Below are 21240 nucleotides of genomic sequence, written 5' to 3'. Positions count from 1 at the left end.
AAAGCGAGCGCTTAATATGCAGGAACGACAGGATACCGGCAGTGATGCCGTGTTTACCGGAGCCAGTGGGAACAATCAGCTGGTGGCGGCCGCCAATCCGCTGCTCAATGCGATTCCGCAAATCCGTCATTCGGTTTCCCACGACGATCAGGTCGGGCTGCGCCAGCGCCTGATTGACGAAATTCGCCGTTTCGAGGTGCGATGCCAGCAGGCGGGCTTACCGTATGAAGTGATTGTCGGCGCGCGCTACTGCCTCTGCACGGCGCTGGACGAAGCCGCCGCGCTGACTCCCTGGGGAAGCAGCGGCGTCTGGTCAAGCAATGGTCTGCTGGTGACGTTTCATAACGAAACCTGGGGCGGCGAGAAGTTTTTCCAGCTGCTGGCGCGTCTGTCGCAGAATCCGCGCGAACACATTCTGCTGCTGGAGATGATCAACTACTGTCTGCTGCTCGGCTTTGAAGGCCGCTACCGCGTACTGGACAATGGCCGGACCCAGCTTGAAACCATCAAACAGCGCCTGTGGCAGATGATCCGTGGCGTGCGCGGCAGCTACCCGCCGCCGCTCTCGCCGCACCCGGAAGATCGCCCCGTTCTGCGCAAGCTCTGGCGGCCGATGATCCCACTCTGGGCGTGCGTGGCGCTGGTCGGCTTTATCGCCTGCCTGTTCTATATCGTGCTGAACTGGCGTCTGGGTGATAACACCAGCCCGGTGCTGGCGAAAATTTACCAGTCCCAACTGCCGGAAACCACGATCCAGCAGCCTGCGCGTCAGCTGCCGGCGGTGCTGAACCTGCGCGGCTTCCTGAAACCAGAAATTGATGCCGGTCTGGTGGCCGTTAAGGATGAGGCGGATCGCAGCGTGGTGATCCTGAAAGGGGACGGACTCTTTGCCTCGGCCTCAACGGTGGTGCGCGATCGCTATGAGCCGGTCATCGACCGCATCGCCCAGGCGATGAATAACGTCAGCGGCAAAATTCTGGTGGTGGGGTACAGCGACAACGTGCCGATCCGCAGCGCACGCTTCGCCTCCAACTATGAACTCTCGCTTGAGCGCGCCCGTTCGGTGCAAAAACAGCTCCAGGGTAGCCTCTCGCAGCCTGAGCGCGTCAAAGCCGAAGGGCGGGGCGAGATCAACCCGGTAGCGCCTAACACCACGCCTGAAAATCGCGCCCGTAACCGCCGCGTGGAGATTACGCTGCTGGTGTCGCCTGACAATACCCAGGCCGAGCTGAACGGATTGCCGCAAGGAAACTAAGGATGCTGACTACTCTACTTTCTATACTGACCAATCGCATTCTGTGGAGCTTCCTGGGCGTAACGGCGCTCGCGGCGGTCATCTGGATGATTGGCCCGCTGTTGTCCATCGTAGATACCCGCCCGCTTGAATCAGAGCAGAACCGCGTCATCAGCATTGCGGTGGTCTACCTGATTTGGGCCCAGAGCCACATTCTGCCGCGGCTGTATAACGCCTGGCTGAACCGTAAGCTGATGGACAAGCTCAACGAAAATACCACCAGCCCGGAGGCGGCCGATCCGCAGAAACGTCTGAACAGCGAGGAGCAGATCCTTGCCGGGCGTTTCGATGAAGCCGCCCAGATGCTGAAAAAAGCCCACTTCAGCAAAGCGGGACATGGCGCACAGTGGACGCAGCGCTTCAGCACGCAATACCTCTATCAGCTGCCGTGGTACGTCATTATTGGCGCGCCAGGTTCCGGTAAAACCACCGCGCTGGCCAACTCCGGGCTGCAATTCCCGCTGGCGGATCGCTTCGGTAAAACCGCGCTGCGCGGCATTGGCGGCACGCGCAACTGTGACTGGTGGTTTACCAACGAGGCGGTTCTGCTGGATACCGCGGGGCGCTATACCACTCAGGAGAGTGAGCAGGTTCAGGACGCCGGGGAGTGGCTGGAATTTATCAACCTGCTGCGTAAATACCGCCGTCGCCAGCCCATCAACGGCGTGATTATTACTATCAGTATTTCCGACCTGCTTTCGCAGTCCGCTGAGGCCTCCCGACAGCAGGCGGTCAACCTGCGCCAGCGTCTCTCCGAGCTGCATGAACAGCTGGGTATTCGCTTCCCGGTTTATGTGATGGTGACCAAAGCGGACCTGCTTAAAGGCTTCCGCGCCTGGTTTGCGGATTACGACAAAGCCCAGCGCGACCAGATCTGGGGCTTTACGCTGCCGTGGGAGCAGACCAAACACGCCGATTACGATCTTATGGGCAACTTCCAGCAGGAATTTTCCCTGCTGCAACAGCGTCTGGATGCGGGCCTTCCGGAAACCATGCTCAAAGAGCATGACGCCAAAACCCGTGCGGAAGCCTATCTCTTCCCGCAGGAGTTCGCCGCGCTGCGTCCGCTGCTGGCAGACTACCTGAGCACGGTCTTTGCCCGCTCAAACTTCGAAACCGAATTTTCGCCGCGCGGCATCTACTTCGCCAGCGGCACCCAGGAAGGGATGCCGTTTGACCGCGTGATGGGCGAGCTGAACCGCGCGCTCTCCTTACCTGAAGGGGAGGAAAGCACGCGCTGGGATTCGGTGAGCAAAGAGGCGCCGATCCCGGGCGCGAAGGGTCAAAGCTTCTTCATTAAGAACCTGCTGCAAAACGTGATTTTCCAGGAAGCGGGTATCGCCGGGGAAAACCGCTGGTGGGAGCTTCGCAACCGCGCCGTGATGTGGTCCGGCTACGCGGCGCTGCTGGCTCTGCTGGTGATCCTGGGTGGCCTGTGGCTGACCAGCTACGCTAAAAATAAAGCCTATCTGGAAGAAGTGGACGCAAAAGTGCCGATGCTGGAGCAGCAGAGCAAGGCGCTGCAAAACCAGCCCCAGCGCGATCTGTTTGCGCTTCTGCCGCTGCTTAACAGCCTGGTGGATCTGCCGAAAAGCGATGCCTTCGACGTTAACAACCCGCCGGTTTCCCGCCGCATGGGGCTTTATCGCGGGGATGACGTCAGCGATGCCTCGCAGTCTCTGTATCAGAAGGCGCTGGATCAGATGCTGCTGCCTGCCGTGGCGATGCACATTACCACCTGGCTGCGCAACGACAACGGCAGCGACGTGGAATACAGCTATGAGGCGCTGAAAGCCTATCAGATGCTCTACCAGCCGAAGCACTATGACGGTAAATTCCTGCACTCGTGGGTAATGCTCAACCTGCAACGCAACCTGCCGCAGAACGTGACGCAGGCGCAGCTTCAGGAGCTGGAATGGCACCTGACCCAGCTGCTGGAGCCAAAAATTCAGGCTTCACCGTATGCGCAGGATGAGGATCTGGTGGCCCGTGAAAGGGCGCTCATCAACCAGCAGCCGCTCTCAACACGCGTATATGGCCGCCTGAAACGTCTGCTGGAGCATGATGAGAACCTGAAGCCGGTTTCGCTTTCAGATCTCGGCGGCCCGCAGAGCGAGCTGGTGTTTTCCCGTAAGAGCGGCAAGCCGGTGAGTGAGGGCGTGCCGGGGCTCTATACGCCGGACGGGTACTGGAAGAGTTTTAACGACCAGATCGACAGCGTGACCACCGCCCTGCACGAGGACGATGCCTGGGTGCTGGGAGCAGCCACCGCCCAGGAAGATAAACAGCAGATCGATAACGCCGTGCGCCAGCTCTACATGCGCGACTTTATCGTCAACTGGGATCGCTTTCTCGCTGACATTCAGCTCAACAACAGCGCCGATCTTTCCCAGCGCATCAACACCGCGCGCCTGCTTTCAGGCACCAACTCGCCGCTGCGCCGTCTGGTACTTAACCTGAGCAAGGTGCTGACCCTGTCGCGCACTGCGCCTGCCCCGGAAGATGCGCAGAAAGCGGAAGACCAAAGCAACCGCGCCACTCGTACGCTGGAAGCGCTGTTCAGCAACGGTGACAATGCCCCGACGCAGGGCGCGGTTGTGACGCAGGCGCCTGAGCAACTGGTGACCGACCACTATGCGCCGATGATTGAGCTGGCGCAGCCGCTGGAGAAGGGCGGTAAGACCATCGTCTTTGATGATTTTCTCAAGCAGGTTGACGAGCTTTATCGCTACCTGACAGCCGTTCAGGATGCAGCAAACAGCGGTATGCCCGCGCCGGGCGGCGATGCCATCAGCCGCCTGCAAGCCAGCGCGGGCCGTCTGCCGGGCGGGCTGCAAACCATGTTCAGTAATATGGCCGTCGGCGCCAGCAGCGATACCCAGCGTCGCGATCTGGAGAACGTGCGTAAGCGCATCAACGTGGAAGTGGGTGGGTTCTGCCGTCAGGCGATTGCCGGGCGTTATCCGCTGGTGCGCAGCGCCAGCACCGAGGTGACGCCGGACGACCTGGCTCGCATGTTCGCGCCAGGCACCGGTCTGATGGACACCTTTTTCCGCGACAACCTGACCAACAAGGTGGACACCACCCAGGCGAACTGGCGCTTTATGCCGGGCATCGACGGTAAAACGCTGCCAGGCAGCGAAGGCCTGTTGCGTCCGTTCCAGCAGGCGCAATCTGTCCGCGATGCCTTCTTTGCCAACGGCGCGACCACGCCATCCTTTAAGGTGACGGTGCGCACCGTGCGGATGGACAACACCATTCTGAACCTGACGCTGGACGTGGACGGTCAGCTGCTGCGCTACAGCCACGGTCCGCAGGCGGTGCAGATCATGACCTGGCCGGGGCCGGGCGGGACGAACCAGGTGCGTATGCAGCTCGGTCTGGCCAATGGCAGCACCGCAACGCTGGTGACCAACGGTTCCTGGGCGCTCAACCGCTTTTTCGACAAGGCGCGCACCAGCCCTGGCGCGGGTAGCCTGAGCCGTCAGGCCACGTTCAACGTCGACGGACATCAGGTCACGCTGGAGTTTGCCCCGAACAGCATCCGCAATCCGTTCCAGCTTCCCCGTTTCTCATGCCCATAACCGCAAGGACAGCCGTATGACGAATACCCCTGCGATGAACCGATATAGCTGGTATGGCAAATTACCCAGCGCCGGAGATTTTTTGCAGCGTCGCTTTCCGGATACCCTGCAACGCCAGTGGTCGCACTGGTTCCAGGTCGGCCTGCTGGCCTGGCAACAGGAAGAGCAGCGCAGCGGCGAGCGCCCATTTTCAAAAGCCCCGGTGTGGAACTTTGTCGTCCCGCCGATGCTCGGTAGCCAGATGATTCAGATGGGCTGCCTGCTGCCGGGCCGTGACAGCGTAGGCCGCCACTATCCGGTATGCCTGCAACTGAGCTTCACCCCCGCCGAGTGGTCATCCCGCCTGCTCGGGCAGGCTGAGAGCTGGTACCAGCAGCTTGGCCGTCTGGGGCTGCACGCGGTGCGTAACAGCTATTCTGCCTCCCAGCTGGATGAAATGCTGATGACCATCCCAGCGCCCCAGCCGGTTGAGCCGCAAAAGCGCTCCGACATTCTCGACGTGATTGGCTATGACGACGAGGGTCAGAGCACGCTGGGCTGGCCGCAGGCGGCGGAGTGTTTTGATCCGCTGCGCCAGACCAGCTACTGGTGGACAAACCGCTGCGACGGCTATCCGCTGTACACCCACGTCCACAGCGGAAACTTTACCGGGCAGCTCTTTACGCTGCTGTTCGATCCGGCAGGCGGCGCCCGTCCGGGCCGCCACGGTCTTTACCCGCCTATGTTTGAATAAGCAGGGATCTTATGAATATCGATGAATTTCTCGCGCCGATAAGCCCCGATAACCCCTGCGGTGAAAACCTGGAGTACGACGCTGATTTCCAGGCCATGGGTCAGGCCAGTCAGGGTAAAGCCGAGCAGCAGTTTGGCGACACCATCATTCCGGCAGAGCCTGCCGACTGGAACACGGTGGAAAAACTCGCCACCAGCCTACTGGGACGCACCAAAGATCTTCGCGTCATGCTGGCGTTAACCCATGCCTGGACACGTCGTCGCGGGCTGGCAGGTTACGCCGACGGGCTACTGCTGGTGCAGGAAGCCCTGTCCCGTTACTGGGAGCAACTTTACCCGCTGCTGGAAGAGTATGGCGAAACCGATCCGTTCTACCGCATCAACGCCCTCGCCGGGCTGAGTGATAAATCTGACCTGACGGTCGCGGTACGTAACGCCTCACTGCTCCGCTCAAACGGCGATGAGATTTCGCTCCGTGACGCCCAGGCGCTGCTTGACGGCAGTAAAACCGAGTGTCCGGATTATCCGGGCGGGCGTCCACGACTGATCGATGAGCTGGCCCGGGGCGATCAGCCCGGCACCGAAGCGGTAATCGTGATCAACGAACGCCTGCTGGCCATCCGCGAACTGCTTACCGGCTATCTCGGGGAAAGTGGCGTACCGGAGATGGAACAGCTGCTGAAAACCGTCGGGCTGGTCGCCAGCGCGTGTCAGGTGACCGACATCAGTAAGCTGCTGCCGAACCGTGACGCGCAGGCTGAACAGCACGCTGAGCCGCAGCCTGCGGCAGCGCAGCCCGTTCAGCCGGTCACCGACTGGCGCAGCGTGCAGGTGACCAGCCGCGCCGACGCGCAGCTAATGCTGGAAAAAGCGAAACAGTACTTTGCGCAGTACGAACCCAGCCATCCCGCACCGCTGATGATTGAACGGGTGCAGCGGCTGTCTGAACTCAACTTTATGGACATTATTCGCGACCTGGCGCCAGACGGCGTTAACCAACTGGAAAACATCTTTGGACGCCGCGAATGACGCGTCCTGGCATTATGACGACAGGCATGGAGTCTGCCGTTTCACCTTCACCGCGCATCTTTGATGGAGAACATCATGGCAATGAGTAACAGTGGACAGAAATTCATCGCACGCAACCGTGCTCCCCGCGTGCAGATCGAATACGACGTAGAGATCTACGGTGCAGAACGCAAAATTCAGCTGCCGTTTGTGATGGGCGTTATGGCCGATCTGGTTGGCAAGCCGGTGGAAAACCTGCCAGCCGTCGACGAGCGTAAATTCCTGGAAATCGACATCGACAACTTCGACGAACGCATGAAGGCGCTGAAGCCGCGCGTGGCGTTCCAGGTGGATAACACCCTGACCGGCGAAGGTAAGCTCAACGTCGATCTGACCTTTGACAGCATGGACGACTTCCTGCCGGACGCGGTGGCCCGTAAAGTAGAGCCGCTGAACAAGCTGCTGGAAGCCCGTACCCAGCTCTCCAACCTGCTGACCTACATGGACGGCAAAAACGGCGCGGAAGAGCTGATTGCAAAAATCCTTCAGGATCCGACGCTGCTCAAATCCCTGAGCCAGTTGCCGAAAAATGACGAAAGTGCGAAAGGTAGCGAGGAATAATCGATGAGCAACCAGACTCAACAACACGATCAGCAGGCGGGCCAGGCGTTCAGCCAGGACGAGTTCAGCGCGCTGCTGAATAAAGAGTTCCGCCCGAAAACCGATCAGGCGCGCTCTGCCGTAGAAAGCGCGGTTAAAACCCTGGCGCAGCAGGCGCTGGAAAACACCGTGACCTTCTCAAACGATACCTACCGCACCATTCAGAACCTGATTGCCGGTATTGACGAGCAGCTTTCGCAGCAGGTGAACCAGATCATTCACCACGAGGAGTTCCAGAAGCTGGAGAGCGCCTGGCGCGGCCTGAGCTACCTGGTGAACAATACCGAAACCGACGAGATGCTGAAGATCCGCTTTATGAGCATCTCCAAGCAGGAGCTGGGCCGCACCCTGAAGCGCTACAAGGGCGTGGGCTGGGACCAGAGCCCGATCTTCAAAAAAATCTACGAGCAGGAGTACGGCCAGTTCGGTGGCGAGCCGTTTGGCTGCATCGTAGGCGACTACTACTTCGACCACAGCCCGCAGGACGTTGAGCTGCTGGGCGAGATGGCGCGCATTGGCTCCGCGGCCCACTGTCCGTTCATCACCGGTACCGCACCGGGCGTGATGCAGATGGAGTCCTGGCAGGAACTGGCTAACCCGCGCGATCTGACCAAAATCTTCCAGAACACCGAATACGCCGCCTGGCGTTCACTGCGTGAATCGGAAGATGCCCGCTATCTGGGCCTGGTGATGCCGCGCTTCCTGTCGCGCCTGCCGTACGGCATTCGCACCAACCCGGTCGACAGCTTTGATTTTGAAGAGCAGACCGACGGCGCGAACCACAACAGCTACTCCTGGGCGAACGCGGCCTATGCGATGGCGGCCAACATCAACCGCTCCTTTAAAGAGTACGGCTGGTGCACCTCGATTCGCGGCGTCGAATCCGGCGGGGCGGTGGAAAACCTGCCGTGCCACACCTTCCCGAGCGATGACGGCGGCGTGGACATGAAGTGCCCGACCGAGATCGCCATCAGCGATCGCCGTGAAGCGGAACTGGCGAAAAACGGCTTTATGCCGCTGGTTCACCGCAAAAACTCCGACTTCGCCGCCTTCATCGGCGCGCAGTCCCTGCAAAAACCGGCCGAGTACCACGACCCGGATGCCACCGCTAACGCGCGCCTGGCCTCCCGTCTGCCTTACCTGTTCGCCTGCTGTCGTTTTGCTCACTACCTGAAGTGCATCGTGCGCGACAAAATCGGCTCCTTCCGCGAGCGCGAAGAGATGGAACGCTGGCTGAACGACTGGGTGATGAACTACGTCGACGGTGACCCGGCGAACTCCTCCCAGGAAACCAAGTCCCGTAAACCGCTGGCGGCGGCGGAAGTGCAGGTGCAAGAAATCGAAGACAACCCGGGCTACTACGCCGCGAAGTTCTTCCTGCGTCCACACTACCAGCTGGAAGGTCTGACCGTTTCCCTGCGTCTGGTATCTAAACTGCCGTCGCTGAAGACGAAGGACGCGTAATGACGATTGCCGGCCCGAAGGGGCCGGCCATCTGAGCGGAAGAGCTTAGCTTATTTCTGTCAGTGAATAAGGATAGACGGTGAAACATATACTTGTGATCGCGACCAGTTTGCTGGCAGTTTCTACTCTCGCAAGCGCTGACGCTGGAAATTACAAATACCCTCAAGCGGAAGCATTGCCTCAGGATGACACATCGAACTTCCAACGCGATCCGACGCTGTTAACAGGGTACGATTTAAATCTGAGTGCAGAGCGTTTTGCTAAAGCCTGGCTGTCGAAAACGAATGAACGTGAACGCATTAAGGCAAATATGTATCTTCTCGGCGTAGTCGACGCGTCTGAGGGCACTGCATGGTGCAAGGGCAGGCCTTTTTTGCCAAATACAATACATGAGTTTCTCTATTCTCGTTTTGCGAACTTATCGAAACAGCAAGGCGAGGAGCGCGCTTCAAAAATCATCATTGACGGCATGAAAGAATTACGCCCGTGCAAAAAAGGAGAGTGACAAATGAGACCATTATACGAACAACTTAAACGTCAGCATTACTCTTCAAATCACACACGCGCGGGTTTTGCCTCGGGTGAACAGGTTTTTTCAGAAATTGGCTACGATTATTCGACGATTATCAAGCAACAACCGGCATACGAAAATACCTGTGCGGTAAGAATGAGCCTGGCATTGTTAAAATGCAATGTTGAATTTACAGGGCGTTTACCCATAAAGACCGGTCCCTATAAGGGAAAAACAATCGAGCCTGGCGCAAAATTACTTGCCGATCAGCTTTATAAATCCCATGTGTTTGGCAAGGCAGAAATCTTTAAAGACCGCGAGGCTGGTGCACGCTCAATGTTGGGCCGAAAAGGTGTTGTTTTCTTCAATAAAATTGATGGGTATGGCGGTGGTCATATCGACCTTATCGAGCCTCTGAGTAATAATTCTTTTATATGTAACTCCGATTGCTTTCCGTACTGTCAGGAAATCTGGTTTTGGGAATTAAAATAATTATATTCAGGTGTTTAAAGACCGTATTTCTTTTGCTCACTTGCTTATCTTTTTCTGCTCGCGGTGACAACCCTTACGTTGATTTTTATCAGCAGCAAACATACCGGCAGGTGGTTAAAGATTTTGTCCTGGCGCGCTGCCTTGCGCAGGTAGCAGATAAAGGCAGTCAATTTTCTGCTGATGCGGCCCGCAGTGCGAGTGCATTTATTGAATGGATACCGTTTGATGCTGAAAACGGTACTGACAAAGTTAACGCCATTATTGGGAAGTATAAAAACCAAATTAATGGTTTCCACTCGGAGCGCAAACCTGATGTAAAAGGCGTAACCTTAAATTGTCTACGTCTTTATCATAGCGACGAACTGAATAAACTGGTTCCGCAGCTCATCATTGGCGATCCTGATCGTACCTGGATTCAGGATAATCCGCAGTAGTAAAAGACTTCACATTCTTTCCGTTCATTCAGGGGGAATGTAAGACTGTCAAATGACACGGGTCGTTTGATATGAGGCAGAGGTAAAATATGGACGGTTTTATTCAGCCCCATGCTTTCCTGTTTGCCATATAAGGGCTTTTTCGAAAGCAATATTGTTCATCCACGAAGAGTAGATATTATGGCTATTGATATGTTTCTGAAGGTCGAGGGTGTTACGGGCGAATCTAAAGATTCTAACCACACCGGCTGGACTGATATTACCTCCTTCTCCTGGGGCGCGTCCCAGCCGGGTAATATGAGCGTTGGTGGCGGCGGCGGTGCCGGTAAAGTTAACTTTAACGATCTGCACGTTAACGCTCTGATCGACAAATCCACTACAGCAATCCTGAAACACTGCGCAAGCGGTAAGCACCTGACCAAAGTTGAACTGTCCGTCTGCAAGGCGGGTGGTCAGCAGGTTGAATATACCCGCATCACCCTGGAAGACGTTCTCGTGACTTCCGTTCAGTACACCGGTGCCGACAACGGCGATACCGTTGGCGTGACCTATGCATTCCAGGCTGCGAAAGTGAAACAGCAGTACTGGGAGCAGACCACTGCCGGTGGTAAAGGTGCTGAAAGCAGCGCTGGCTGGAACATCAAAGAGAACAAAGAAGCGTAATTGTTCATCCATGACCGGGGAACCTCCCCGGTCACGATGATTGGTTCCAAATATGTTGCAGATGAATGATGATTAGAGAGTTAAGCGTAATATTAATCGCATTAGCCTGTAGTGCTTGCATTTCACCACCTGCACAGTATAAGAAACTTTCTGTTACGTTAAAAAAACAAAATCCCTTGTTTTGATATCAGACTGGATGCAAATTTTAATGGGCCTGTATCAGTTTTCGCACCATCTGTAATGAAACGCGTTGGTAATCAATGGAAAACTATTAATTCTCATGACCAACTTCCAGCAATGCATATCTGATTACAGAGGAGTGTATTCGTCTGAATGAGGTTGACTGGCGCAAAAGTGAGTATGATGTTGTATTGAAGATTGTCAATGAAAAAACTGCTATTCGATATGCTGCACGGTTAATATTAAAGAAAGGTATAAGTTGCGAGTTACTTTTAACGGCAAGTGAATGATATAATTTTCAAACCTCGGTGTTTTCGAGAGTGCATCGGCGTTTGAATGTTTATTTAATTATAAAATAATTAAACAATTCACCACTGCAAACTCTGGACAACTATGTGTGTTGATTAAAGGGTTTAAATATGACACATCGTTCAACCGTTAGCCCGGGCTACTGTGTGGTCCAACACCCTGGAACTTTAGATTATCAAGCTCGATTATTGTTTAATAATGTAAATAGCGAAGCCGCTAGATACTTTATGCAAATAAACAATGACACACCTTGGTTAAAACCAGGGCAGTTACTCATAGTGGCTGACCCAGACAACACGAATCAGTCATCGCAACTGAGTATTCTTTCCAGGGCAAAACAGAAAATTAACCATGCGCTGGCATCATTAAACACATCGGTTGCAGAGTATCTCCACGCTAATTATGACAATATTTCCGCATTGACTTCCTTAGGTGATAAACTAGCTGGGAATGCTGGTGATTTAGGTGAGAAATATTTCAGGCAAATTGAAAATATACTCATTAAAATTGAGAGGACTTATCAGAATCAGTTTATATCCCAAGGTTCTTTAATTGGTCAGCAGTTTTATATGGAAAGAAGGGTGTTATTCTCTCAGCTAAAACCTTTATTAAATAACCTAAGCAAGCTAACACTTAAGATTCAAACCTACGAAAATATTAAAAAAGCATTGAACTTATCAAGCCGCTCTATCGTCCATGAATGGAGTACGGTTGGTGTCGGCGCGATCCCTGGATATTCAGATTATATTGTACGCTCTTCTCGCGCGGCTAGTATTATGAAAGCAGGGGGCTGGATCTCACTAGGTTTCTCTTTTTTGAATACTTCTAATGATGTTTATAAAGCCTGTACTGTCGATCGTGAAGATGAATGTGGAAAAGTTGCTGTTACTGAATATAGTAAGTTTGGTGGAGGTACGCTTGGTGCTGCGGGAGGAGCCTGGGCTGCGTCTTTAGGTACTGGGGCTCTTTGCGGTGCAATGGGAATACCTACGATGGGTACTGGTGCCCTTGTGTGTGGAATTGTTGTAGGACTAGGCGCTACTTCTGCGGGAGCCTGGATGGGTACTAAAGGAGGGGCTGAATTGGGTGAAGGGATTAGTAACTTGATTTTTTCTGGGGACGAATAAATGTATGGAGATTTGCGTTTAATATTGCTTTTATTGGTTTTTTTAGGACTGTTTGCTTCTTTGTGTTTTTATTTTTATTTTTATCGTAAATATTCCCTGGAGCTATCAAAATCATTTCATATTTTGAGTGATAAGCAATATTTAGATGTAAACGATTATCTTTTTTATGAACAACTTGGTCTTCCCGGATTTGCGCATCGTGTGTTCCTTATGAAAAGGATTTTGGCTGGAAAAGCCACAAAGCAAAATAGCAAAAAAAATCTCCCTCCGGAGGCAGAGGCATTAGTATCATCGATATACGATTTCTCATGGATAAAAATGTTTTACAGGATGACACTTTTTGTTGTCTTTTTGATGCTTCTATTGTTCTTATTGATTGCTACAGGACCCTAAAAGCATGTCATCTTTATGCCTGGCAAATATAACGTTATTGTTTCTTGTGCTTTTATTTATTAACGTTGTAATCATGGATGTTTACAGTTCTCGGTTTTTTAAAAAACACGAGTCAGATTATAAGTGGCTCCTCTCTGAATATCGCCAAAAAGGCTATGATATCGACCTGATAACAAATTATGCATCGTTTTTTGGTTCACTGGCGAATTATCATAAAATAATCTGGTTTGTTCGTCTTCGCAAAGGCGTGAAGATGAAATTTACCAAAGACAGAAATGTTCAGGACGATGCCTATAAATTCGTTCAGGCATTACCGGAAGAGAGAATCGGCTGGATATTAAAACTGCATCGACGCTATAAAGCTCAGGCCTTTCTTTTCACGCTATGGCTGCTTATTGGCATTATTTTCCTGAATGTAGTCAAATAATTTTAATCAGCCCATAACCCCCAAACCCCGCCGTTTTCACCCCCGAGAGCGGCAGCGTTTGAGCGCTAATCATACCAGCAGGAATACGCCATGCGATTCACGATTATTTCTACGAAACCCGGTCATCAGCCGCCGCAAAGCAGCTGTGATTTTTATGCCCCGGGCGGCACCATTGGGCGCGGTACGGATAACAATCTGGTGCTGCCGGACAATGACCGCACTATCTCGCGTTTGCAGGCCATCGTTCACGTCGACGCCAGTGGCGAATGCCGCGTCACGAACCGCGGCAGCGTTACCCGCGTGGTACTGAATGATATCCCGCTGGAGCGTGGGCGTCAGGTTGAGCTTCAGGATGGGGATATTCTCGGTATTGATGATTATCGCATTGAAGTCAGCGAACTCATTCATGACACCCAGCCCGTAAGCCGCATGGCGGCCAGCATGCAGCAGGCGCGCCCAGCGGCGACACCTGCTCCGGCGCCACAACCGAAACCGGCCAGCGCCGCGCCTCGCGGAAAAGCTGAACCTACGGCCGTGCCGTCGGAAATCTGGGACAGCCTGATGCAGGAGTTTTCCATCTCCGACAGCATCTCCAGCAACCGGGCAAAACCACAGCCCGCGGCATCCCACGATCCGTTCTCTCAGCCTGCGGCCCCGGAGCGGAATGCCGAAGATCCGCTGGCAATGTTTAACGACGCCGAACCGTCGCTTGAACGTAAAAACGTTGACCCGGACACGCTGTTCAGCGATGAAGCGTTGTTTAAAAAAGAGAGCATCTTTGACGATGTCACCCCTTCAACGCTGGTACAGCCGGACGAAAGCAAACCTGCCCAGCCAAAGGAAGAGGCGTCGGACGAACTTGATCCGTTAGCCCTGTTTGGCGGGTCGGCGAGCGCACCTGCCGCGCGTCACGATGACCCCCTCGGCCTGATGGGTGGCGCGCCGTTAACCCATCCGGATGAAATCGTGGCCGATAAGCCGGAGCCAAAGCCTGAACCGCAAGCCGCACAGGAAGAGGATGCGCTGGCCAGCTCACCGCTGTTCGATCCGGAACCGACTGAACCACAGGATGCGCCGCGCGCGGAAGAAGAGCCCGCGCGTCCCGATTACGCTGGCTTCACCATGCCAACGCCGCAGGCCGTGGCGCGCAGCAACGCGCAGGCGCCTAAAGGCCGCCTGCGTATCGACCCGGTTAAAAACGCTGCTTCGCCTGCTGCCTCCGCGCAGACCGGCGAGCGGGGCGAGGTGCTTCAGGGCGAACTGCTGGAGGCGCTGCTGGAGGGCATGGGCCTGAGCGAAATGCAGCCGGTACCGCAATTCGACCGGGAAAATATGCGTCAGCTGGGGCAGATCCTGGGCATGTTCTCGCAGGGGACCGTGGCGCTGCTCTCCTCGCGCTCCATCCTCAAGCGTGGGGTGAAAGCCGATATGACCATGGTGCTCGACGATGCGAACAACCCGTTCAAACTGTTGCCGACCGGGAAAACGGTGCTGATCCAGATGTTCGGCACGCCGATGCCGGGCTTTATGCCGCCGACCAAATCGGTGCGTGATGCGCTAATCGATCTCCAGGCGCACCAGCTGGGGATGATCTCCGGTATCCGCGCCATTATCGCCGCCATGCTGCAATCCTTTAATCCGGAACAGCTGGAAGAGCAGGCGAAGCAGAACGGGATGACGTCACGCCTGGCGCTGCCGGGCAGCCGTAAAGCCGCGCTGTGGGATTATTTCGTTCGCAGCTATGGCGAGACGGCGGGCGAGATCGAGGACGACTTCCATACCCTGTTTGGCGAAGCCTTCCTCCATGCCTATGACATGGAGGTCAATCAGTACAAAGACTCACAAAGCGGATCGGAAGAAAAATGAATATCGCAACGGCTTCTCTCTCCCGCCAGGGGACGCGCGCCAGCAACCAGGATCAGACGGGAGAAACCATCGGGGAACGTTCAGCCTGCTTTGTCGTCTGTGACGGCATCGCGGGCCTGCCGGGCGGCGAGGTGGCCGCTGAGCTGGCCCGCAACAGCATTATTTCCCGCTTTGACGGCGACAAGCACCTTAATGCGCAGCATATTCGTGACTACGTCCAAACGGCGAACCGCACCATCCTCAGCGAACAACAGGCCGTGCAGGACTATCGCCGCATGGGCACCACGCTGGTCAGCCTGTTTATCGACAGGGATTACCGTCTGGCTTACTGGGCGCACGCCGGAGACAGCCGCCTGTACCTGTTTCGCCGCGGCTGGCTGTGGCATGTCACCACCGATCACAGCCTCGTCCAGCAGATGAAAGATGCCGGGCATCAGACCGACGATCTCAACAGCAACCTGCTGTATCTGGCGCTGGGTATTGAGAATGGCGGACCGGAAGCGAGCTACAGCGATGTCGTGCAGGTTGAGGACGGTGATGCCTTCCTGCTCTGCACCGACGGTTTCTGGCACGGCGTCAGCGAAGAGCAGATGAAGCAGTCGCTGCACATGGTCAATACGCCACAGGAGTGGCTGACCTTAATGAACCAAATCATTCAAAAGAATGCCGAACAGGAGGGCAATGCTCAGGATAACTATACCGCCGTGGCGGTGTGGATGGGCAACCCTCAGGACACCACTTTGCTGCATACGCTCTCTGACGCAGCACAATTTCTTCCCTGCGGAACTGATTAGACACACAAGGATTGATATGAAACTTTGGCTATCGGGTTTGGCTCTTCTGACGGTGGCGACCACCGCACAGGCTGAAAACTTCCGCATCGTGCAGTCTCCTGCGCAGAAGCTGGATATCTGGATCGACAACATTAAAGACAATACGCCGCAAAGCTGGTGTAAGGCGGACGTGGCGCTGCGTATCGTGGCGAACGGCAAGAAAGAGGTTTCGGTGCTGGAAAACTTCGTGCCGCGCCTTGGCTCGCTGCTGGAGCACCAGTGCAGCAAGCTGAATACCCTGAACTGGACGCTTAACGATCCGGAAGGCACGACGCTTGCCCGGGGCACAGCGGCTAAAGCACAGGACTGGGCGCTGGTGGTGAAACAGCAGGAAACGACGGCGGCAACGACCACCACCTCAGGCGCGCTGCTGCCGCCTGACCAGAATCCGGAGACGCACACCGTGGCGGCAGATCGTACGCCATGGCAGGAGTTCACCCTTCAGGACGGTTGCCACCTGCGCACCTTCTGGGAGGGCGGTTCCTCCGCGCCGGCGCTGTTTATTCCGGATTCCGACACCACCCGCTGCGGCAACGGTAGCTGGCTCAGCGGCCACACCGTGGTGACGCAAAATCGTAACGGGGCGCAGAAAGCGATTCCGGTCACCTACATTCACGGCTTCCCGGTGATGGGACTGAACAACGCGGTCGATCCTGAAAAGGCGCTGATCACCTCCGTCAACAAAGAGCGCATGGTCTTCAGCACCCCGAACAGCGACCAGAGCTGGATGATCCTGCCGTACGACAGCACTCTGAACGGCTGGAAGAGCAACGGCACGGTGGCGGTGGAAATCACCCGTGAGATCGCCAGCGACGACGCCAGACTCCAGGCGCGTATCGCAGAGGTGAAGAAGATCTGGAGCGCATGGGTTGCACCGGGCGCGGAGCTGAACGTTGTTCTGATTGACACGCTGCGTCCGCAGCTGCGCGATCCGGCAGTGGGCGCCTGGCGCGCGGCGAATTAAGGGGGGGCTATGAATACGCTTTATCAACGTCTGGCGGGTGAGTCGATTAGCGACGCGCTGCTTCGCCTGGAAGCCGAAATCAAAGCTCGTCCGGCGGATGCCGATCTGCGCGCCGCGTTTGTGCAGTTTCTGATCCTCAGCGGCAACTGGGCGCGCGCCCTGACCCAGCTGAAGAGCTGGCTGGCGCTGAAGCCGCAGGCAAAACCAACCGTAACGCTGCTGGAGCAGGCCATTCAGGGTGAACAGCAGCGGGCGCGCGTGTTCGCGGGAGAGGCGCGACCGGCAATGCCCGAGGCGCAGTGGCCGTGGCTGTCGACGTTAGCCCAGGCGCTGACCGAACGCGCCGGGCAAGCGCAAACGCTGCGCCTGGCGGCACTCGAACAGGCCCCGGCAAGCCGCGGGCAGGTCACGCTGGAGAATGAAGAGAGCCACACCTTTGAATGGCTGATGGACGGCGATGCCCGTCTGGGGCCGGTGTGTGAAACCCTGGTCAATGGCCGCTATTTCTGGGTGCCGTTCTGCGCCATCGATGCGATCCGTTTTCAGGCTCCGGCCAGCGTGACCGATCTGGTGTGGCGTCATGCGCTGGTCCGCCTCACGGACGGCACCGAGCAGGTGTGTCAGATCCCGGCGCGTTATCCGTTTGCTGACGGCGCTTCCGATAGCGTTAGACTGGGGCGCACCACCGAGTGGCTCCCGCTGGACGATGACGGCGCCCTGTATGAAGGCATGGGACAGAAAGCCTGGCTGAGCGAGCAAAGCGAAAGCCCGCTGCTTACCCTGAGGCTGGTGACATTTACCTCGGATGGTGCGGATGAGTAATACCGCTGGCGAAGGCGATCTGCTGCGCAGCGGCTGGCAGGCCCGCAGCAGGCAGGAGAAAGTGGGGGCGCGCGACAAAATGCAGCCCTCACTGCTGGATCGCCTGACGGATAACGATCCGGAAAAAAAAACGCGAGTCCGCCAACAGCAATCTGATTACCCACGCCGCGCTGCGTCGTAACGTCCTGCGGGATTTACAGTGGTTGTTTAATACCATCAACCACGATGCCTCCAGCGATCTGAGCGGGCTGACGCAGGTGAGCCGTTCCGTCGTTAACTTCGGCGTCGCGCCGCTGGCGGGGAAAAGAATGTCTGATATCGAATGGCACGACATTCAGCGCAAGCTCACCGAAGCGATTATTAACTTTGAACCGCGGATCCTGCCCCAGGGGCTTCAGGTTCGCTGCGTGTCCGATACCTCCTCGTTAGATCTGCACAACGTTCTGTCTATCGAAATCAAAGGCCGCCTGTGGTGCGTGCCGTATCCGCTGGAGTTTCTCTTTCGCACCGACGTCGATCTGGAAAACGGCCATTTTGAACTGAAAGATGCGGGGTAATGATGGAAAGCAAACTGCTCGAATATTACAACCGTGAACTGGCCTATCTGCGCGAGATGGGCGCGGAGTTCGCCGAACGCTACCCGAAAGTGGCGGGGCGGCTCGGCATGCGCGGCATCGAAGTGGCGGACCCGTACATTGAGCGCCTGATGGAAGGTTTCGCCTTCCTGACCTCCCGCGTGCAGATGAAAATGGACGCCGAATTCCCGCGCTTTTCACAGCGTATGCTGGAGATGATTGCGCCAAATTATCTGGCGCCTACGCCGTCGATGGCGATCGCTGAAATTCAGCCCGACAGCAGCCGGGGCGACCTGAGCAAAGGCTTTATTGTGCCGCGCGGCACCATGATGGACAGCCTGGCGCTGAAAAAAACCGGCGTTACGTGCAGCTATACCACGGCGCACGAGGTGAACCTGCTGCCGTTAAAAATTGAGCGGATCGAGCTGGGCGGCGTTCCCGCCGATCTGCCGCTGGCCCAGCTCGGCCTGAGTCAGCGGGGGATCAGCAGCGCCTTACGGGTCCGCATTGCCTGCGATGGCCCGCAGCATCTCGGGCACCTGGATTTTGACCGCCTGGAGTTCTTCTTAAGCGGCCCGGACATCGAGGCGCTGAAGCTGCTGGAGCTGGTGATGGAGCACCACGCGGGCATCGTCTGCCAGACGGTCAGCAAGCAGCCCCAGCGCCAGCTGCTGTCGTCTGACGCCCTGCGTCAGGAAGGCTTTGATGCGGACCAGGCCCTGCTCCCGGACGATCTGCGTAACTTTGACGGCTATCGCCTGTTGCAGGAGTACTTCGCGTTCCCGGCGCGTTTTCGTTTCATCAGCCTGAGCGGGCTGGGCAAGTTGATCCAGCGCTGCGAAGACGAAAAAGCGTTTGATATCTTCATTCTGCTCGACAAGAGCGACGATCAGCTGGAGCGCGTGGTGGATGCCAGCCACCTGGCGCTGCACTGCACGCCGGTGATCAACCTGTTCCCGAAAGTGGCGGCCCGGCAGAAGCTGAGCGAAAGCCAGCATGAATACCATCTGGTGGTGGATAACATCCGCCCGCTGGATTATGAAATTTATGCCGTGAAAAAAATCTATGCCAGCGCGGATGGTCAGCGGGACGACCAGACGTTTCGTCCGTTCTGGAGTACCTGGAGCGGGGACGCGGGCAACTACGGCGCCTATTTTTCCCTGCGTCGTGAGCAGCGCGTTCTCTCCGAACACGCGCTGCGCTATGGCACCCGCACGGGCTATATCGGCTCGGAGGTCTTCGTCTCGCTGGTGGATGCGCAGCACGCGCCGTGGCAGGAAAACCTGCGCTATATCTCCGCCGAGGTGCTGTGCACCAGCCGTGACCTGCCGCTGATGCTCCAGCAGGAGCTTGGGCAGTTTATTATGGCCGACTCCATGCCGGTGAAGGCGTTAACCCTGCGTAAAGGCCCGACGCCGCCGCGTCCGGCACTGGCCGAAGGGTTCAGCACCTGGCGGCTCATCAGCCAGCTGCAAATGAACTACCTTAGCCTGATGGACAGCGAAAACGAAGAGGGCGCTGCCGCGCTGCGTCAGCTGTTAGGGCTGTACGCCAACCTCGCCGAGACGCCGGTTGCCCGTCAGGTGGATGGCGTTCGTCACTGCGTGCTGGAGCCGGTGCACCGCCGCGTGCCGGAACCCGGCCCGGTGGTGTTCGCCCGCGGGATCGGCATCACCCTGACGGTGGACGAACGCGCCTTTTCCGGCGCCAGCCCGTGGCTTTTCGGCAGCGTGCTGGAGCGCCTTTTTGCCCGCCTGGTCTCCATCAACAGCTTTACGGAGTTCACGCTCAAGAGCCAGCAGCGCGGCGAAATCGGCTACTGGGCGCCGCGTATGGGTAAAAGGGCGCTGGTATGAGTGAAGTTGCCCCTGCAACGCTGCGCGTGCATCGCCTGACGCCGCTGCCCGATGCGTTCTGGCACGGAGTGCGCGAGACGCCGTGGCGCTACGATCTGTTCCAGCTGTTAAGACGAATTGATGCCCAGGGCGGCGAGCGTTACCCGCTGGGACGCGCGCCGCTGCCTAAATTTGAGCCGCTGCGTATTGGTCAGCAGCCTTCAATGGGCTTTGCGCCCTCAACGGTTGCTGAGGTCCGGCAGCGGGAAGAGAACGGACTGCATGAGGTTTCCATTCTGAGCTTCGGCCTGTTTGGTCCTAACGGCCCACTGCCGGTGCACATGACTGAGTATGCCCGCGAGCGTATTCATCATCATCAGGATCACAGCCTCAGCGCGTTTGCCGACCTCTTTCACCACCGCCTGACGCTGCTGTTCTACCGCGCCTGGGCGGACGCGCAGCCTGCCGTTTCACTGGATCGCGACGACAACAGGCGCTTCGAAGGGTATCTGGCATCGCTGATTGGCATGGGGCAGCCTGCCCAGATGTCGAAAGGCAGCCTGAGCGCGCATGCCCGCTTTACTCACGCCGGGCACCTGACCCGCCACGGGCGGGACCCGGAAGGGCTGGAGAAAATCCTGCGCAACTATTTCAACGTGCCGGTCAGGCTGGTGGCCAACGTCCCGCAGTGGATGCCGCTCTCAACGAGGGAGCAGGCACAGCTGGGTGAGGGGCGTCGCCTGCCGCGCATGGGAGAGTCCGCTTTTCTCGGCATTGCGGTACGCGACGTGCAGCATAAATTCCGGCTCGAGATTGGCCCGTTGAGCGCAGACGACTACAACCGTTTTCTGCCGGGCGAAGGATGGGTCACCGAGCTGCGCGACTGGGTGCGACAGTACGCCGGGGTGGAATTTGAATGGGAAACACGGGTGATCCTGCGCGCCGATGCGGTGCAGGGCGCCACGCTCGGCAGCGCCGGGCGATTAGGGTACAACACCTGGCTCGGCCTTCAGCCTCACCCTGTTCCGCGTGGCGATCTGGTGTATCGCGCAGAGCGATAATCCTTC

Annotated in this window: 19 protein-coding genes and 1 pseudogene; all 20 read left to right on the top strand. The window is 56.7% G+C overall.

Annotated features, from left to right (window positions below):
- Positions 1-16: 16 nt before the first annotated feature.
- Positions 17-1255, top strand: coding sequence for a DotU family type VI secretion system protein (locus BFV63_RS12895; RefSeq protein ID WP_003859963.1), 1239 nt, complete (start codon positions 17-19; stop codon positions 1253-1255).
- A gap of 2 nt (positions 1256-1257) precedes the next feature.
- Positions 1258-4878, top strand: a complete 3621-nt coding sequence (gene tssM, locus BFV63_RS12890) for a type VI secretion system membrane subunit TssM (RefSeq protein ID WP_022651415.1) — start codon at positions 1258-1260, stop codon at positions 4876-4878.
- A 16-nt stretch (positions 4879-4894) separates the two neighbouring features.
- Positions 4895-5611: a type VI secretion system-associated protein TagF gene (gene tagF, locus BFV63_RS12885; RefSeq protein WP_006810959.1), complete on the top strand. Its 717-nt coding sequence runs from the start codon at positions 4895-4897 to the stop codon at positions 5609-5611.
- A gap of 11 nt (positions 5612-5622) precedes the next feature.
- Positions 5623-6639 carry a type VI secretion system protein TssA gene (tssA, locus tag BFV63_RS12880; RefSeq protein WP_003859964.1) on the top strand — a complete coding sequence of 339 codons (1017 nt, stop codon included), beginning with the start codon at positions 5623-5625 and terminating at the stop codon, positions 6637-6639.
- A 75-nt stretch (positions 6640-6714) separates the two neighbouring features.
- Positions 6715-7239 (top strand): type VI secretion system contractile sheath small subunit, encoded by a 525-nt coding sequence (gene tssB / locus BFV63_RS12875; protein ID WP_008502644.1) that lies wholly within the window; start codon positions 6715-6717, stop codon positions 7237-7239.
- A 3-nt stretch (positions 7240-7242) separates the two neighbouring features.
- Positions 7243-8742 carry a type VI secretion system contractile sheath large subunit gene (gene tssC / locus BFV63_RS12870; protein ID WP_006810956.1) on the top strand — a complete coding sequence of 500 codons (1500 nt, stop codon included), beginning with the start codon at positions 7243-7245 and terminating at the stop codon, positions 8740-8742.
- A 79-nt stretch (positions 8743-8821) separates the two neighbouring features.
- A complete protein-coding gene (locus tag BFV63_RS12865) occupies positions 8822-9247 on the top strand; it encodes a Rap1a/Tai family immunity protein (RefSeq protein ID WP_022651414.1) in 426 nt (141 codons plus the stop codon).
- A 3-nt stretch (positions 9248-9250) separates the two neighbouring features.
- Positions 9251-9745 carry a T6SS effector amidase Tae4 family protein gene (locus BFV63_RS12860; RefSeq protein ID WP_022648411.1) on the top strand — a complete coding sequence of 165 codons (495 nt, stop codon included), beginning with the start codon at positions 9251-9253 and terminating at the stop codon, positions 9743-9745.
- Complete coding sequence (locus tag BFV63_RS12855) at positions 9730-10179, top strand: T6SS amidase immunity protein Tai4 family protein (RefSeq protein WP_022651413.1); 450 nt, start codon at positions 9730-9732, stop codon at positions 10177-10179. Before BFV63_RS12860 ends, BFV63_RS12855 begins: the two co-directional genes overlap by 16 nt.
- A 180-nt stretch (positions 10180-10359) precedes the next feature.
- Positions 10360-10842 (top strand): Hcp family type VI secretion system effector, encoded by a 483-nt coding sequence (locus tag BFV63_RS12850; RefSeq protein WP_014884229.1) that lies wholly within the window; start codon positions 10360-10362, stop codon positions 10840-10842.
- Positions 10843-11441: 599 nt separating this feature from the next.
- Positions 11442-12458 (top strand): hypothetical protein, encoded by a 1017-nt coding sequence (locus tag BFV63_RS12845; protein ID WP_022651412.1) that lies wholly within the window; start codon positions 11442-11444, stop codon positions 12456-12458.
- Entirely contained in the window at positions 12459-12851 is a 393-nt protein-coding gene (locus BFV63_RS12840) for a hypothetical protein (protein WP_032628301.1), read from the top strand.
- Positions 12852-12855: 4 nt separating this feature from the next.
- Positions 12856-13278: a hypothetical protein gene (locus tag BFV63_RS12835; protein WP_022651411.1), complete on the top strand. Its 423-nt coding sequence runs from the start codon at positions 12856-12858 to the stop codon at positions 13276-13278.
- Positions 13279-13368: 90 nt separating this feature from the next.
- Complete coding sequence (gene tagH, locus BFV63_RS12830) at positions 13369-15144, top strand: type VI secretion system-associated FHA domain protein TagH (protein ID WP_045337519.1); 1776 nt, start codon at positions 13369-13371, stop codon at positions 15142-15144.
- Positions 15141-15938, top strand: coding sequence for a PP2C family protein-serine/threonine phosphatase (locus BFV63_RS12825; protein ID WP_003859969.1), 798 nt, complete (start codon positions 15141-15143; stop codon positions 15936-15938). The genes tagH and BFV63_RS12825 overlap by 4 nt, the downstream gene beginning before the upstream one ends.
- A 16-nt stretch (positions 15939-15954) precedes the next feature.
- The gene (locus BFV63_RS12820) at positions 15955-16941 is read left to right on the top strand and encodes a hypothetical protein (protein WP_023314307.1); all 987 of its coding nucleotides are present in this window, start codon (positions 15955-15957) and stop codon (positions 16939-16941) included.
- 9 nt (positions 16942-16950) lie between these two features.
- Entirely contained in the window at positions 16951-17763 is an 813-nt protein-coding gene (locus BFV63_RS12815; protein ID WP_048240614.1) for a type VI secretion system accessory protein TagJ, read from the top strand.
- Positions 17756-18320, top strand: a pseudogene (gene tssE, locus BFV63_RS12810) (type VI secretion system baseplate subunit TssE). Before BFV63_RS12815 ends, tssE begins: the two are co-directional and overlap by 8 nt.
- A 2-nt stretch (positions 18321-18322) precedes the next feature.
- Entirely contained in the window at positions 18323-20194 is a 1872-nt protein-coding gene (gene tssF / locus BFV63_RS12805; protein WP_032628408.1) for a type VI secretion system baseplate subunit TssF, read from the top strand.
- Entirely contained in the window at positions 20191-21234 is a 1044-nt protein-coding gene (gene tssG / locus BFV63_RS12800; RefSeq protein WP_048240616.1) for a type VI secretion system baseplate subunit TssG, read from the top strand. The genes tssF and tssG overlap by 4 nt, the downstream gene beginning before the upstream one ends.
- Positions 21235-21240 lie beyond the last annotated feature (6 nt).

This window comes from Enterobacter hormaechei subsp. xiangfangensis, assembly GCF_001729785.1.
Classification (GTDB): domain Bacteria; phylum Pseudomonadota; class Gammaproteobacteria; order Enterobacterales; family Enterobacteriaceae; genus Enterobacter; species Enterobacter hormaechei_C.
Note: the sequence above shows the minus strand (reverse complement) of the source record. Positions and strands in the feature narration are given on the sequence as shown.

Bases quoted from the DNA above. Each gene is read 5' to 3' on its own strand.
- BFV63_RS12895 (WP_003859963.1), top strand. From the start codon at position 17: ATGCAGGAACGACAGGATACCGGCAGTGATGCCGTGTTTACCGGAGCC.
- tssM (WP_022651415.1), top strand. From the start codon at position 1,258: ATGCTGACTACTCTACTTTCTATACTGACCAATCGCATTCTGTGGAGC.
- tagF (WP_006810959.1), top strand. From the start codon at position 4,895: ATGACGAATACCCCTGCGATGAACCGATATAGCTGGTATGGCAAATTA.
- tssA (WP_003859964.1), top strand. From the start codon at position 5,623: ATGAATATCGATGAATTTCTCGCGCCGATAAGCCCCGATAACCCCTGC.
- tssB (WP_008502644.1), top strand. From the start codon at position 6,715: ATGGCAATGAGTAACAGTGGACAGAAATTCATCGCACGCAACCGTGCT.
- tssC (WP_006810956.1), top strand. From the start codon at position 7,243: ATGAGCAACCAGACTCAACAACACGATCAGCAGGCGGGCCAGGCGTTC.
- BFV63_RS12860 (WP_022648411.1), top strand. From the start codon at position 9,251: ATGAGACCATTATACGAACAACTTAAACGTCAGCATTACTCTTCAAAT.
- BFV63_RS12850 (WP_014884229.1), top strand. From the start codon at position 10,360: ATGGCTATTGATATGTTTCTGAAGGTCGAGGGTGTTACGGGCGAATCT.
- BFV63_RS12845 (WP_022651412.1), top strand. From the start codon at position 11,442: ATGACACATCGTTCAACCGTTAGCCCGGGCTACTGTGTGGTCCAACAC.
- BFV63_RS12840 (WP_032628301.1), top strand. From the start codon at position 12,459: ATGTATGGAGATTTGCGTTTAATATTGCTTTTATTGGTTTTTTTAGGA.
- BFV63_RS12835 (WP_022651411.1), top strand. From the start codon at position 12,856: ATGTCATCTTTATGCCTGGCAAATATAACGTTATTGTTTCTTGTGCTT.
- tagH (WP_045337519.1), top strand. From the start codon at position 13,369: ATGCGATTCACGATTATTTCTACGAAACCCGGTCATCAGCCGCCGCAA.
- BFV63_RS12825 (WP_003859969.1), top strand. From the start codon at position 15,141: ATGAATATCGCAACGGCTTCTCTCTCCCGCCAGGGGACGCGCGCCAGC.
- BFV63_RS12820 (WP_023314307.1), top strand. From the start codon at position 15,955: ATGAAACTTTGGCTATCGGGTTTGGCTCTTCTGACGGTGGCGACCACC.
- BFV63_RS12815 (WP_048240614.1), top strand. From the start codon at position 16,951: ATGAATACGCTTTATCAACGTCTGGCGGGTGAGTCGATTAGCGACGCG.
- tssF (WP_032628408.1), top strand. From the start codon at position 18,323: ATGGAAAGCAAACTGCTCGAATATTACAACCGTGAACTGGCCTATCTG.
- tssG (WP_048240616.1), top strand. From the start codon at position 20,191: ATGAGTGAAGTTGCCCCTGCAACGCTGCGCGTGCATCGCCTGACGCCG.